This is a genomic window from Ruegeria sp. CDSB114, assembly GCF_059611025.1.
This window is the reverse complement of the sequence record NZ_JBXWOT010000016.1, coordinates 1-15,229: the sequence shown is the minus strand read 5'-3', so window position 1 is coordinate 15,229 and position 15,229 is coordinate 1. Positions and strand designations below refer to the sequence as shown.

Here is a 15,229-nt window from a genome sequence, read left to right as displayed (position 1 = left end):
TGGAACAGTCTTAACCAAACAACCACAAAGTGAAATCGAAATCATGTGAAACCGGCTGAGTGATCTTTCAATTCTCGCCGTTAAGCCTAGCAACTGTATTTCTCAGGGGGTCTGAGCCGACCAGTTTTGCTCAGATTTGAGGAGTGCGTTTGCGATTGTGACGAGCTTTCTAGCGACTGCTGTGATGATGACTTTGTGTGGCTTGCCCGCGTCACGCAAACGATCTGCGAAGATCTTGAGATGCGGATTGTGATGACTCGCGACGAGAGCCGCCTGGAACATGACGTGTCGTACCTGTCGCCGTCCGCCACCAATGGCGCGCTTGCCGCGCATCGCACCGCTGTCGTGAGCAATGGGAGCCAGGCCCGTGAGCGCAGCAGCTTGTTCTCCCGAGAGTTGGCCCAGTTCTGGCATTTCCGCGATCAGCATAGTGCTGGTAACGGGGCCGATCCCAGGGACAGAACGCAAGATACCAGCGGTTTGTGCAAGGCCCTGATCTGCGGCGATCGTCTGCGCAATCTGGTCTTCCAATTTACCGATCTGTCGATCCAACAGCGCCCTCAGCTCAGCATCAACTTCAGTGAATATCCCATCCGTTCCCAACTTCTCATGCGCCTTGATCTGCGCCAGAAGTCTCTTGCGCGTCTCGACAAGCTGCGCACGCTTTGATGCCAAGGCTCTAAGAAGGCGCAATTTCCCATGTGGCAGTTCGCGCCCTGCGTCTGGTCGAAATGCCATGAACCGCGCAATGAGTTCCGCGTCGATCTGATCCGTCTTGACGCGTGTGCCACGGCTGGCGGCGAAGGCTTTGATCTGAGCTGGCGGTAACTGCCGGGTCGCAATACCGGCTGCATCCAGCGCGGTCCACAGACGCCATTCCTGCCCTCCAGTCGCCTCGAAACAAACAAGCGCGTGCGTTGATTGTGCCAGACCAACAAGCTGCGCGTGGCCCTCATCGCTGTTCGGAAGCCGCAACCTACGAATGCCCGGGAGACAATGAACGTCAAGCCAATCGCGGCTGACGTCTATGCCGATGATCTGCTCGTGTGATACTTTGTTCATACCCTCTTCCTTCTGCTCCGCGGTCCAGACCGGCCGCATTCAACTGTTCGAGACGATGAAGAGAGACGGTGCTGGCTCGCTAGGAAACGTGGTCATGCCACAAGGCTCAGACGCCATACACCGCCCCGTCAGTAACCTCGGCAAAGGTGGCTGACGGGCGTTAAGTTAGCAAACTCGAGATACAGAAGGCTCAGGATCCACAGCCAGTGGATAACGGATGCTGCGGGGGCGATGGCGGAGAGGAATACCTTGAAGCAGCGGTAATAACTTGTCTCCAGGTGTATCCAACCCTTGAGCCTGCCAAACATGATTTCATTACGATTGCGTCTTTTGTATCGGCGCTTGTCCTACTTCACGGCAGTCTTGCGTTGCTTTCGCACTGGCGACCCAGGCGCGTATCCCTTTGTTTTTCAAAACATCTCGGAACCATCCTGCACAATAGCCGCGCTCCCGAGCAGCCAGTCCACATTTGGTTTGCTACTGAGCGGTTCCCGGGCATCAAAGCAATCGATCACTTGCCCCGCTGTTAAAAACGGCTGAGCGGCCGCCCTTGGCTGTCGCAGATAGCATGCAGTTTGGTATTCATGCCCCACTTGGCTCGACCAATCAGGCGGTCAGGCACCCCCCGTTCTGACGACCATGTTGTTCGCTGTGCGGGGCGCCTTCAGATGGGTCGCATCAATCGTACTTTTATTCTCTTCACCGTGCTCGGCCGATAAACCTGACATCATGCCTCTCGATGAATCTTTCTTAACTTGCAACCATAGGGCAATTGGTACCATAAAGTTCTGGCCGGAGATTGTTGCGGCCAGAAGAGCGACCTTGTTGAAGGAGAATATTGTGAAGTTCGACTTACTCAAAAAGGGATTTTTTGCAGGCCTTGTTGCTTGTGCCTCTGTAGCTGCCGCGGAAGAACCTAAGAGTTGGCTCTTTTTGGAAGTCGCTGCAAATGCGACACTCGACAATGGTAAGTTGGTGCTTGAAGGCATTGATGATCAAGTTGTTTTGTTCACGGATCGCCCTTATCGCGACACTATGGCTGCGCCTGTACAGTCGATCGTAGAGAACTGGGACAAAGGCGAAAACAGTTTTGCGGCTGACCCTCCCAATGCGGCCTTGACTGGGCTGAGCGATGGTAAACAGGTTGGATTGATCGTCACAATAAGCAATCCGAAACTGGAGGACGGCAACCTACAGTTTGACTATCAGACTGTGAACGGAATTGATGCCAGCAAGCTGGAATCCGTGTCGCTTGTGATCGACAATGCTTTGAAGTATCCCATGGATTGCATTATGGATGCTCCAAATTGCAGATGGTAGTGCATCAACCTCCGAAAGTTGGCTTTTTGTTCTAACGCTTCGTCGATGTCTGAGTTACTCCTCGAAAATCGGACTGACTGACTTTAGCTGCGATTTGTTGTCTGTTGATCTTCGACGAAGAGGAGATCAGAGATGTTGAAACGGAAGAACCATTCGCCTGAGTTCAAGGCCAAAGTTGCACTTGAGGCATTGAAGAGCAAGCGGACGGTTCCTGAGCTGGCAAACCAGTTTGGCGTTCATCCGCGATGATCCACGGCTGAAAGCGGGCCCTGCTTGAAGGCGCGTCTGGCGTGTTGGAGCGTGGCGGTAAGAAAGCCGCTGAGATTGACAAAGAGCAGGTAAAAGAGCCGCACGCCAAGATCAGGGAGCCGGCCATGGCCAACGGTTTTTGTCACCAAAGCTCAAAACGTGAATCGGCAAGTGAGGCGGAGGAAGGTTGAGCCATGCAATCCCGACCTGCCGATTGGCAAGCGGTGCAACTTGCTGTTGATCCCACGGTCATCTTTCTTCTACCAACTTAGATCAGTAGGAACAGAGAGTAGCCTAAACTACGCGGAATCTTGTCCAAACATTGGGAGTAGCTTAGGAAACGTCGCTTCGACTGGAACATTTTTGACGCTGATGGTCCCTCAATCATCGTTGGGATAAAGGACGCATTCTTAATGATCATGATCTCGGCCATCTGCAAGGGGTTGTCGCAGCTATTAACTTTCATTGCAGCCTCGGTCCTGATTGCTTTTTTCACCAATGACGCTTTGTCCGAGACGGTCGTGCCGACAATTATGCTCTCTGATGATGTTGTTGAACGCATTGAAAAATTGAGAAAAACAGATGCGGTTGTCGCCTCGAACTATGAAGCATTACTTGCGGCCGCTGAGGCTTACTTGGACAGCGCTACGATTGTAGACGCGCTCAAAACTAACGATTCCGTGTTGCAGAATGGGTTTGTCGGGTTTGACCAGAAGCCGGTTGAGCGCCTGACGACTTTGGGCATGGCGTGGCGACTAACCCGCGACAAGCGATTTGCTGAACGAACCAAACTGGAACTTTTGCAACTCGCAGATCTGGAGACATGGCATCCTGAGCATTTTTTGGGATTGAGCAGAGTGACCTTGGCGGTTGCGCTTGGCTACAATTGGATCAGTGAAACACTTGATGAAAACGAACACTCGGCCATCAGGTCCGCCCTTATCGGCAAAGCGTTGAACGAGGCCACTGGGATCTATGAGCTGGACAAAGCTAACTTCGACAAGGGGTGGGTTGTCCCGCAACGTTGGGTGCATCCGACACCGGTTCCAAACACTTTGCCCGATGGCACCGCAACTGCAGATATCACCTGGCCTGTTGCATCGTTTAACTGGAATATCATCTGCAATACCGGAATGATCGTTGCAGCCCTTGCGGTTTCTGAAGCTGAACCTGAGCTTGCGGACCAGATTATCGAAAATGCTCAGGCCTCTCTCCGAAATGGGTTTGCCATGTTTGCGCCGGACGGAGCGTGGCCAGAAGGTCCAATGTATGGCGCATTGTCCGCGCGCGATGCGGCCATAGCGATCACGTCTTTGGAAACGGTACTCGGGCATGATTTTGACTTGTCCAGAACAGACGGATTGGCAAATTTTGGCGACTATCTCACCCATGTAACGGCCCCGAGCGGCATGTTGTTCAACTACGGCGACAGCGATACAAACACTGACCTGGTCGCCCTGACCTGGCTCGCGTCGCATTTCAACCGGCCCGATTACAATCAGCGCACGCCCAATTCCAAACCCTCGTCACACATTGCGCTGGATTTGATCTGGCGACAGGGCTCCGAGGCTAGGCTCGTCGACGGTCGGCAAAACTCGTTCTGGTTCGGCGGGCTTGGTCTGGTGACGATGCGATCTGCATGGGATGACCCAAAAGCAACCTTTGTGGGCTTCAAAGCCGGCCCTTTGCGCAGTCACCACAACAACCTTGATGCAGGCACATTTGTTCTTGAAGCAAATGGCGTGAGATGGGCAACCGATCTTGGGATTGGCAACTACCATCTGCCCGGATATTTCACGAACAAACGCTTTGACTATTATCGCACTGCTACGATTGGTCAGAACACGCTGGTTTTTGGTTCAGAAAATCAGAAAACGACAGGGCGCGCTCAGATCGAAGAGTTCGGGCAGTTCTCTGATTTCACCTTTGCAATCGCGGATCTTTCAGAGCCTTATGGCCGGCCCATCGGCGCCGTAAAACGTGGCATTGCGCTGATCAATGAAGCGTCGGTTTTGGTACAGGACGAAATCCAACGAGGTCACGCAGACCCGGTTTCCTGGACCATGCATACCGAAGCAAAGGTCAGTATCGACGGGCAAACTGCGATCCTGCAAAAAGATGGGCAGGAACTACGGGCACATATTCTTTCACCGCCTGAGGCGGTGTTTTCAATGCGTTCGGCAAACCCATGCGACACGCCATACAGCTCGGATTGTGCCGATCAGAACCCCAATGCCGGTGTTAGCAGATTGATGATCGATGTGCAGGCTCAAGACTCGGGCGCATTGCAAACGATCGCTGTTCTGTTTGAGAACGCCACAGGCAATGCTGACAACACGGTAGTTCCATTGAGCGAATGGCGGTTGAAGGCCACGTTGTCGAATAATGCCCGATAGGGCCAGACCCTTAATCCGGGTCCCGTAATTTTTTGGCGGTTTTCTGGTGGTTTAATGTCGTTTCACTTCAAATAACATATTGACCGCTTATGGTGGTCATAAGGCAGCTTAGGGCAGATCGACCATGACTCAGTCACCGCATTTCTGGACCCGCAGGCGTCTGTTAATAACGGCGGGCATGGTGGGTGCGTCCGAAGCGCTCAAACCCACGATGACCTATGCATTCTCACCCGGGGAACCTTCGCCGATTGAGCCCGGTTGGAGCGGACCGGACGGAACCGATATCAATTATCGCATTGATGGGTATGCCAAAGTTACCGGGGCCAAGCTTTATGCAAGCGACGTGCGTGGCACAGATTTAGACGGCTGGCCGGATGATATGAGCTATGCTACGCTCGTTTTGTCGCCGCAGGCTGACAAGGTTTTCAAAGGGTTGGACTTGTCCGGGCTGGGTGACCAGATGCAACCGGACCGGGTTGTTACCGCTGATGATCTGGACAAGGCTGGACTGGCCGCAACCGGGTTCTTCAATACTGACCTGTTCTGCAAGCCCGGAACTGTGCCGCTGTATTTGGGGCAACCCGTTGCGTTGCTGATCTACGATGACCTCGCAACCTTTCAGCGCGCACAGCATTTTCTGGTGGGCAATGATGCCATTTTTGCCTTAGGCGACACGCGGCCTCCTGCCGAAGAAACCCCATATGGTGCGTATCGCTTTACCCGCATTGCAGGCGACAGCCCTTACGGGCCGGACGTATACTCGCCCCTGCTGGACGGGTGGGTCGGACCGCGCCGGTTGCGCGACACCGAAGCCCCGGTCTGGGCCAAGGCTGATGCGATAGGTACCGCCCCCGAGCAGGCGAGTTTCTATGGCAACCAGATCAGAGCCGATCTTAAGGACGGTAAATCCGGCAAGCTATATTCCCAAGATTTTCAAACCCAGTCGATCGATCATGTCTTCATGGAACCCGAGGCCGGGCTGGCAACCTATCAAGCAGCGGACAAGAAATTGTCCCTGATGCTTGGGGTCCAGTCGCCACAAGCTATTCTGACGGCCGTTGGCAATCTGGTGCAATCCGCCAAACCACCGCACAAGGTGGGCGAGGTCGATGGCCACTTTTCGTCGATGGGGGGCGGTTTTGGCGGAAAAGATCACACCATTCTGCCGCTGTATGTTGCGCTTGCCGGGCTGTTCTCGCCGGGTCGCACGACGCGCCTGGCGCTGAACCGCTTTCAACAATTCCAGCTAGGATTAAAGCGTCACGCCTTCGAGATCAAAAACCAACTGGCCGTTGATCCTGAAACCGGCCAGTTCCAGGCTTATGTGTGCGATCTTGTCTGTAACGGCGGCGGGCGCGCCAATTTCTCGACCGTTGTGGCCCATGTTGGGGCGACCAACGCGACCTCAATCTACTACGTTCCCAAAAGCGACGTCACGGCGACGGCCACGAAATCCATTGCCGTCCCTGCTGGGTCGATGCGCGGTTTTGGAACTCTGCAGACGATGACCGCGATGGAATGCCTGGTCGACGAAGTGGCCATTGATCTGGGAAAAGACCCGTTCGAGCTGCGCCGCCAGAACGCTCTGCGCACCGGGTATTTGAACCTGACCGGCAACGCCGCCAGTGGCGCGGCGCGATCCGTCGAAGTCCTTGACCGGCTGGAACAAAGTGCGCTCTGGCAGAGCCGTGCTCAAGACAAAAGCGCATATGAATCTGCCAATCCGGGCAAGACCTATGGCGTTGGGGTCGCGTGCGTGATGAAGGATTACGGAGGCGGCGGCGATGCAACCCGCGCATCCGTCACCTTGTCGCCCGAGGGTAGGATCACGCTGCACAGCGACGGGGTGGAAATGGGCACTGGCCTGTCAACTGCCTCGGCCCGGCGCGTCGGGGATTACATGGGGCGAAATGCCGATAAGGTCGAGATGTTCGTGCAGGGGGCCTGGGACGCGCTAAAGCTGGAAACCTCAGGCAATGCCTGGGCGATCACTCAGGCCGACCAGGACAAGGCGGCGAAGAACCCGCGCTGGGTGCCCTTGATCGGATCACCTACGGGCGCGTCTGTCGGGGCCAGCGTCAACAGCCACGGGCCAGCGCAGGCGGCGTATGTCATCATGCGATACGGCCTCTGGCCCGCCGCCCTTTCGATCTGGAGCGAGGGTCCGTTGTCCGGCGAGGCCGCAGGCGAATTCCTGACATTTGACAAGATGCGCTGGGTCGATGGCAAACTGACCGGCGCAGGAATGGAGCCCCTGACACTGGAACAGCTCGCATCCCGTGCGCACCGTGATGGCCTGGTGACCGGGGCCATGGTGCATGGCTTCAACCGCTGGTCCTGGACCACAGCGACGTTCCCGATCAAAGGTGAATCCGAGACGCTGGCGATTGACGCTTTGGCCATCCGGCAAGGCGGCGAGGATTGGACATTGATTGACCGGACCGAGGTCAATTTCCCTTCGACCGAGTTTGAAAAGGTTGGAGTCAACTATTACGCCGCCTGTGGCGCCGTGGTGGGTTTAGCTGTCGACAAGGTCAGCGGAGACGTCAAAGTCGAGGCCGTCCATCAGGTCTTGGAATGCGGTCGCCCAATCGTTCCCGAACTGGTGTCGGGCATTTCGCAGGGCGGGATCGCCATGGGTATTGGATACGCTCTGTACGAAGATCTGCCGCTTTACGACGGCGGACCCGGCGACGGAACTTGGAACCTGAACCGGTATCACATCCCAAAGGCTGCTCAGGTCCCGGTGTGGAAAACAACGCTCGAAGTGTTGGACCCGATCAGTGATACAGACCCGCCAAAGGGCATGGGTGAGGTTGTGATGATCCCTGTCGTCCCTGCCATTCTGAACGGCATTAACAACGCGGTCGGCGCGCGGGTGAACTCTCTGCCCGCCACGCCGGACAAGATCAGAGAGGCGTTGTGAAATGGCCCGGTTAACAATGAAAGTGAACGGCAAGGACGTTGGTCCGCACGATGTGCCCGATGACCTGCCGATGGTAAGCTATCTGAACGATGTGCTGGGCCTGACCGGTACGAAGTTCAGCTGTGGCATCGGCGTCTGCCATGCGTGCGTTGTGATAGTCGAGGAACCAGACGGCACCGTTACCACGCGGCGCACTTGCATTGCGGGGGCAACGTCCTTTGCCGATAGCTCAGTCACAACGGTCGAGGGGCATGCCTCCGACGGCAAACTGTCACCTGTACAGCAGGCCTTTGTCGACAATTTCGCTTTTCAGTGCGGGTATTGCACGCCGGGGTTTGTCAACGCGGGCACCGCACTGATCGCACAGCTACGCGCGAACCCGGTTGCCAAAGATCAGGTCGAGCAGGCCGTCCACACAGGATTGGGTGACCACGTCTGCAGGTGCAGCGGTTATGTCCGATACTTTGAGGCAATGCGTGATCTGATCCTGTCGGACGCCACTCTGACCAAAGAGGAATAGGTATGGGACGCGTTCTGAAAGCACTTGCAACTCTTGGAGCGTTAGGCGGCCTGGGATATCTTGCATTCGCATACTTCTGGGGTGTCCCGACGGTGGAACAGCGCCCGTTGGCCACGGATCAGGCCAGCATCGACGCAGGAGAGTATCTGACAACTCTGGGCGATTGCGTGTCCTGCCACACCGCGGAAACCGGTGCATCCTTCGCAGGGGGCCGGTTTCTGGAAACACCATTTGGCGGCGGGATTTATTCGGCGAATATCACCCCTTCAGCCCAAGGGATCGGCGATATGACATCCGCCGAATTCTATCAGGTGCTGGCATTCGGTGCGGATAACATCTGGGCCCCGATCTACCCGGCCATGCCCTACACCTCGTACCATCTGGTTACCCGCGACGACAGCGATGCCATCTTTGCTTATCTCATGAGCCTTGATCCGGTCGACGCGGCGGTTCCGGAAAACACATTGCCATTCCCTTTCAACATCCGCTTGTCTTTGTTCGGCTGGAACGCATTGTTCGCCGACCGGCATCCGTTTGAACCCGATCCATCGCGGAGTGATGTTTGGAACCGGGGCGCGTATCTGGTCAACGGTCTGGGACATTGCGGTGAGTGCCACTCGCCCCGCAATGCCTTGGGCGCGCTTGAGAATGATAGGGCGCTAAGCGGCGCGCAGCTGACTGATTTTGAGGCACCCGACATCACCACAGCCGGACTGGCCCGGCAAGGTTGGACGCACGCCGATCTGACCTCATTTTTTGCGACAGGGACCGGGCCACAGGGAACAGCGTTCAGAGAGATGCATCTGGCGATCAAGAACTCGCTCAGCAAAGCTGAACCCGGGGACCGATCGGCCATCGCCATCTATCTGCTGAATCTGGATACAGCGCCGCCCGAAACGGGAAGCACTGATGATGGCGGACAATCCGAAGCAACCTCTGGTGTCGCCCAATTATCCCATATCTATGATGCGGCCCGGGGCAGATCGCTATACCTCAGCAACTGCTCCTTGTGCCATGGGGGCGAGGGCCAGGGCATTCCCGGGGTAATGCCTGCACTGTCCGGAAACAGCACCGTATCCCAGGCTGACGCGGTGAACTTGGTATTGGTCATCGATCAAGGGTTGGAGGCAACCGGCACAGGTTCGGATTTCGGCCCAATGCCCTCGTTTGGTGGGCGGCTCAGCGTCGTAGAGATGACCGACCTAGTAAATTACCTGCGCGTGGAATTCGGCAATACGGGCCTGCCAACGGTAGAAGCGGCATCCGTTCAAACAATACTTAATGAATCCCGGCAGTAGGTTGCGCAGTTAGCGCGTCCGAAGCGAAACCAGATATTCTTTTGCAGACTGAAACGCTGCATACAGCACTGGGATCATCAAAAGACCAAGTGTGCTGTCGACCACCATACCAAACAGAACGGGATAACCGATGGACACCCGAGCCGCTGCGCCTGCGCCGCTGGACAGGACCAGAGGCAGCACACCGACGATGAAACAAAGGCCGGTCATTGTGACAGGGCGGAACCGGATTTCGGCGGCCTTCAGGGCGGCATCGCGGATGCTGACCCCGGATTGTCTCTGCTGATTGGCGAACTCGACAACCATGATGGCTTTCTTTGCTGCCAGTCCGATCAGCAAGACCATACCGATCTGAGCAAAAATGTTACTGGTGAGAAACGGAAAATACGCAATGGGAATAAGCGCGCCCAACAGTGCAAAGACGGTCGAGGTAATGATCGAAAGCGGCAAGATCCAGCTTTCATACAGGACTGCCAGAAACAGAAAGGCCAGAATCAAGGCCGACAGCATGATGTAGGGCACCATGCCCTGGGATTTAACTTCTTGCTGGGTCACACCGGACCAATCGATCCGAAACCCATCGGGCAGCGTTTTATCCGCGATCTCTTGCATGGCTTTGATGCCCGCGCCCGAGCTGACACCGTTTGCCAATTGCGCGCTGACAGAGGCTGCTGTGAACAGGTTGTACCGGGGGATCGCATCCGGGGCGAGCACGGGCTCGCTGGTCACGAAGTTGCGCAATGGCAGCGACTCACCTGCGGTGTTTTTGACGTAGATATTATCGACGTCATCCAGTGTTTGCCGGAACTGTGCATCGGCTGAGATGACGACCCAATAGACGCGTTCGGACAGGATGAAATTGTCAACGAAATACGTGCTGAGGTTGGCTTGCAGCGCTGTGAAGATGTCTGAAACGCTCACGCCAAGCGCTTCCGCGCGATCCCGGTCGACCGACAGGCGATACTGCGGGGTTTGACCCGAAAAGCTGCCATGTGCGCGGGCAAACTCTGGTGCCGCGTTTAGGGCCGTGACAAACGCATTCATCACTGAATCCAGTTGCTCCCCGTCGCCCTTTTCCAGATCCAGCAGCTCGACCGAAATGCCCCCTGTCGATCCGAGACCATGGATAGTCGGGAACGGAAACACATAGCTTTCCGCCTCAGGCAGAGTTGCCAGCTGTTGATCCAGATCCCGCATGATCGCTTCCCAATGCAGATCCGGGCTTGTGCGTTCATCCCATGGCTTCAGCGTGACAATCGCCATTCCGGCGTTCGAACGGGTTCCTGCCAGCATACTGGCACCGGAGACAGTGGTAACGGTGTCCACTCCGGGGGCCTTTTCGATGACCTCACCTGCCTTGGACATGAACGCCTGAGTACGCTGAAGCGATGCCCCATCCGGCAGTGCCATAGCCGCCAGCAAGACGCCGTTGTCCTCTTGAGGGATCAAACCGGTTGGCACGGTCTTGAAGAGATACAGGGTGGCTCCGACACAGGCGACGAACACCAGTAGCGAGACTATGATGTACCGCAACATCAGCGAAACAAGCCGCATATACTGTCGCCTGATCCATGCGACAGCTGCAGGCACAAAACCCAAAGGACCAATCGGTTTCATGCCTGATTTTAGAACCATGGCGCAGAGCACCGGGGCCAATGTCAGCGCATTCACCGCAGACAGCACGAATGCGAAGATGATCGTCGCGGCGAACTGGTAATAGATCGTTCCGGTCACGCCGGGGAAAAAGCACACCGGCACAAAGACCGCGGCAAGCACAAAGGTGGTTGCGATGATCGGCCGGTTGACTTGCGACATCGCTTTGAGCGTGGCCTTGCGCGGATCAAGGCCGTCTTCAGTTACAATCCGTTCGGCATTTTCAATGATGATGATGGCGTCATCGACCACGAGGGTGATGGCCAACACCAATGCAAACAATGTGATCATGTTCGCGCTGAACCCAATCGCATAGATCAGTGCGACCGCACCCAACAGCGAAACTGGGATTGCAATTGCGGGCACAATAGTCGCCCGGAAACTGGCCAGGAAAAGGAACGTAACCGCGATCACCAATCCGGCGGTAAGCGCCAGCGTTTTAAGGATATCCTCGATCGATACGCGAACGGCATCCGTCACGTCATAGGTAATTTCATATGAGACACCTTCGGGAAACTTCCTGGATAGCTCGCCCATTAGGGTATGGATACTATCCGAAATCTCCAAAGCGTTGGCGGTGCTTTCCTGATGCACCGCAATCGCTGCAGTATCCTCGCCATTCAGCTGCGAGGACCCGGCATAGGTGGCAGATCCAAGCTCGATCCGTGCCACATCCTCCAATCGGGTGACCGATCCGTCATCGCCTGTTGCCAGGATGATCCGGCCGAATTCTTCGGCATCCCGCAACAGACCCTCGGCCCGCAGTTTGAACTGAAAATCGGTGCGCGCATCGCCAAAAGGTGGCGCGCCAACCTGTCCGGCGGCCGCAACAACGTTCTGGCTTTCAATCGCATCGGCAATCTCTGACGCGGTGATATTCAGCGCGGCCATACGAACCGGGTTGATCCAGATCCGCATGCTGTATTCCAGTTGCCCGAACTGCGAGACCCCGCCCACCCCTTTCAAACGCTGCAAAGGATCATGCAGGAAATCAGCCGCGTAATTGCTCAGATACAGCTCATCCCGCGATCCGTCCGGCGAGGTCAGGTTGATCACAAGGATCATATTACCGGATTGTTTGGTAACCTCGATCCCCTGCTGTTGCACAACCGATGGCAGTTCCGCGCTTGCCAGGGCGATACGGTTTTGCACTTCGACCGCCGCAACATTGGGATCGGTTCCCAGCTCGAAGGACACGCTCAGCACATAGCTGCCGTCATTCGAGCTTTTGGACTGCATGTACAGCATGCCGTCGATCCCGTTCACCCGCTCCTCGATGGGCGTGGCCACAGATTCCTGAATAACCTGCGCATCTGCGCCCGGATAATTTGCGGATACATAGATCTGCGGTGGTGTGATGTTTGGATATTCCGAGATTGGCATCAGCCGGACACAGACCGCGCCAAAAAGAACCATCAGGATTGAAATCACGGCAGCAAAATGCGGACGATTGATGAAATAGTGAGAGATCAAGCCCTTACCTAACTCTGACTATCGACCGGTTTTACGACCAACCCATCATGTATCTTCTGCAATCCCTGCACAACGACCCGATCCCCATCTTTCAGGCCAGAGTTCACTTGGGTTCTGGTCGCGGTTTGGGTGCCGATCTCAATATTTGTGCGATGAACCGTGTTTTTGTCATCCACGGAAAACACGAAATAACCCTGCTTGTCGAACTGCACCGCATTGCGCGGCACGGTCAGAACCTTGGCATCGTCCGAGCCACTGAGCGCAACGATGACAAGCTGACCGGGAATAAGAAGCCCGTCCGGATTGGCGAACGTTGCCCTCAGCTCGATTGTATCCGTGTCCTGACTGACGCTGTCACCCACATAGGTTACCTTGCCTTCGGTTCCAAAAGTCTGACCATCGGCAAGGGTGATCTGCGTCGCCAGTTTGATGCCCTGCGCAGTGATCGACCCGTTGCGGCGTTCGCGCAGCAAAACAGGTTCACTGACGAAAAAACTTACCAGAATGGGATCAACGCTGGTAACCGTCGCAAGAACACCACTGTCAGTGTCGACAATGTTGCCCGCATCAACCGAAGACAACCCGATCCGCCCGTCCAGGGGGCTGGCGATTTCGGTGTAGTCCAGATCAATTTGCGCGATCTTCAGCGCGGCCTGAGCCTCATCAACACCCGCCTGACTTTCAGCATAGGTGGCCAAGGCAGTATCCAGAACTGATTGGGCGATATCGCCTTTGTCAAACAAGGTCTGCTGTCGATCCAGCGCGGCCTTGTCGCTTTGTGCGCTGGCCTGAGCGCTTTTCAAAGCGGCTTTAGCACTTTCGACACTTGCGGCGTATTTCCTCTTTTCGATCCTGAACAGAACGTCACCTTTTTTGACCGTTCCACCTTCGGTAAAGTTGACCTCTTGCAGAACGCCTGCGACTCTCGCCTGCAGGTCGACGCTCTGGTCTGCAATGACGCGCCCTACAAACTCATCCTGTTTCTGCAATTCCTGTTTCGCCGCTTTAGCAACCACAACACTGGGGGGCGGCGGGTCCGATTGAGCGACGACAGGGCTCGCCAGTACAAGCACAGCTAGCGTGCTAAGAAATATGGCAATGGAATTCATCAAGCGCTCAGCGGTTTGGTCGGGGGTGCTTAAGCACTATCCACATCCGAGTTCGGTGGCGCAACGTAAATCTGTCAACTCGCCTGCCTGAAGAGGCCGCCAATTACCTCAACAACTTCCAAATACGCTTCATGCAACTTTTTGGGGAAAGCTATAACGGCCCAAGCGTCCCGAACTCGAGCTCACCTCGCCAGAACTAGCCTCACGAGGTGAACCGGATCTATCCGCTATTTCGGGTCGTTTGGGTTAATCATGTACGGTATGGGATCACCTGTCGCAAACTCAACCAAATCGGAATAGCAGACAAGGCAGTCATCAATCACGATGTATGCCTGGTCAATCTCGGTGATTTCCTCGCCCTCGATAAGTTTGTACCCGAACTCAAAATCCTCACCTGATGCCCTTGGGTTCGTCAATTCAACGATCAATGAAACGGGATTGCCGTCTTGCTGGCCCACCAAAGCAGCGTTTGGAGGATCGGCAGCGAAGCTATCGTCTCCCTCGCTCCAGATTTTGACAAGATGTTCACTTGGGATAGCTGCGGCGGCCCGGTGCGGCCGATCCGTGAACATAATGAGGTTCTTGTCAGCCCCCACCAGCGTGAGCACACCGTCGGACATCGCGGCCTTGTCGCTGTGCTGTACAAGGAGAACGCTTTCCGCAGACGTAAAGTCTTGGGATGAGTCCGCGATTGCTGCGGTTCCAAAGCCAACTGTGGCAATCGCGATGGAAAAAAGTTTGATGTTCTGATTCATTTTTTGATCCTAGATAAAAGCATCCTGAGAACAGAGTGTTTGCTTTGGTTTGCGTAAGAAGGTCTATTGTCTCCTGAGTTACGATAGGTGATATCGTTCAAACTGTTCATTAGAATCCTCCGATCGCTGATTGCGCGACAGCCAACTGGCTTTAACGAATTCTTCATCTGCGTATGAAATTTTTCGTTAAAAACCGGTTAGCCTGCTCTAAGGGGCAGGCTAGTTGCCGGTTACCTCAGCCCCATCAGTATCAATCGTAACTGCTGTTGAAATTTGGCTGCTGCCCGTTGCACCGGCGCCCACCATATCATTCGCGAACCCTTGGGCCCAGAGAGTCCAAGTAGAACCGTCTATCACCACGTAGGGGTTTTCGATTGAAGTTTGTTCGTCACCTTTGATGACCTTGTATTGATAACTCATCGCACCATCGCTAAGCGCTGGGTCTGTTATCTCGACAATCAAGGAAAC

The 15,229-nt window shown here is 55.3% G+C and carries 10 protein-coding genes and 2 pseudogenes; 6 read left to right on the top strand and 6 right to left on the bottom strand.

What is annotated here, in order from left to right:
* Positions 1-102: 102 nt before the first annotated feature.
* Together AC2FIP_RS20505 and AC2FIP_RS20500 are read right to left on the bottom strand one after the other, a co-directional pair.
* Complete coding sequence (locus AC2FIP_RS20505) at positions 103-1,062, bottom strand: IS110 family RNA-guided transposase (protein ID WP_496787975.1); 960 nt, start codon at positions 1,060-1,062, stop codon at positions 103-105.
* 200 nt (positions 1,063-1,262) lie between these two features.
* Positions 1,263-1,793 (bottom strand): annotated as a pseudogene (locus AC2FIP_RS20500) (transposase); the annotation flags it as partial.
* 109 nt (positions 1,794-1,902) lie between these two features.
* Here AC2FIP_RS20500 and AC2FIP_RS20495 point away from each other — a divergent pair.
* The 6 genes and pseudogenes from AC2FIP_RS20495 to AC2FIP_RS20470 all read left to right on the top strand — a co-directional run bounded on the left by AC2FIP_RS20495 (position 1,903) and on the right by AC2FIP_RS20470 (position 9,771).
* Positions 1,903-2,382, top strand: coding sequence for a hypothetical protein (locus AC2FIP_RS20495; RefSeq protein WP_496787972.1), 480 nt, complete (start codon positions 1,903-1,905; stop codon positions 2,380-2,382).
* A gap of 132 nt (positions 2,383-2,514) precedes the next feature.
* Positions 2,515-2,625, top strand: a pseudogene (locus tag AC2FIP_RS20490) (transposase); the annotation flags it as partial.
* Positions 2,626-3,044: 419 nt separating this feature from the next.
* Positions 3,045-5,027, top strand: a complete 1,983-nt coding sequence (locus AC2FIP_RS20485) for a heparinase II/III domain-containing protein (RefSeq protein WP_496787971.1) — start codon at positions 3,045-3,047, stop codon at positions 5,025-5,027.
* Positions 5,028-5,151: 124 nt separating this feature from the next.
* Positions 5,152-7,953, top strand: coding sequence for a xanthine dehydrogenase family protein molybdopterin-binding subunit (locus AC2FIP_RS20480; protein WP_496697420.1), 2,802 nt, complete (start codon positions 5,152-5,154; stop codon positions 7,951-7,953).
* Between the two features lies 1 nt (position 7,954).
* Positions 7,955-8,473 carry a (2Fe-2S)-binding protein gene (locus AC2FIP_RS20475; RefSeq protein ID WP_496697422.1) on the top strand — a complete coding sequence of 173 codons (519 nt, stop codon included), beginning with the start codon at positions 7,955-7,957 and terminating at the stop codon, positions 8,471-8,473.
* A 2-nt stretch (positions 8,474-8,475) separates the two neighbouring features.
* The gene (locus tag AC2FIP_RS20470; protein WP_496787969.1) at positions 8,476-9,771 is read left to right on the top strand and encodes a c-type cytochrome; all 1,296 of its coding nucleotides are present in this window, start codon (positions 8,476-8,478) and stop codon (positions 9,769-9,771) included.
* A 9-nt stretch (positions 9,772-9,780) separates the two neighbouring features.
* On the opposite strand, the gene AC2FIP_RS20465 is transcribed toward AC2FIP_RS20470, so the two are convergent.
* From AC2FIP_RS20465 to AC2FIP_RS20450, 4 genes are all read right to left on the bottom strand, one after another.
* Positions 9,781-12,897, bottom strand: a complete 3,117-nt coding sequence (locus AC2FIP_RS20465) for an efflux RND transporter permease subunit (protein WP_496697426.1) — start codon at positions 12,895-12,897, stop codon at positions 9,781-9,783.
* An 8-nt stretch (positions 12,898-12,905) separates the two neighbouring features.
* Complete coding sequence (locus AC2FIP_RS20460; RefSeq protein ID WP_496697427.1) at positions 12,906-14,006, bottom strand: efflux RND transporter periplasmic adaptor subunit; 1,101 nt, start codon at positions 14,004-14,006, stop codon at positions 12,906-12,908.
* 227 nt (positions 14,007-14,233) lie between these two features.
* Entirely contained in the window at positions 14,234-14,761 is a 528-nt protein-coding gene (locus AC2FIP_RS20455; RefSeq protein ID WP_496697429.1) for a hypothetical protein, read from the bottom strand.
* A 219-nt stretch (positions 14,762-14,980) separates the two neighbouring features.
* Positions 14,981-15,229 (bottom strand): hypothetical protein (locus tag AC2FIP_RS20450; RefSeq protein ID WP_496787966.1); only part of this gene is annotated, 249 nt, incomplete at its 5' end.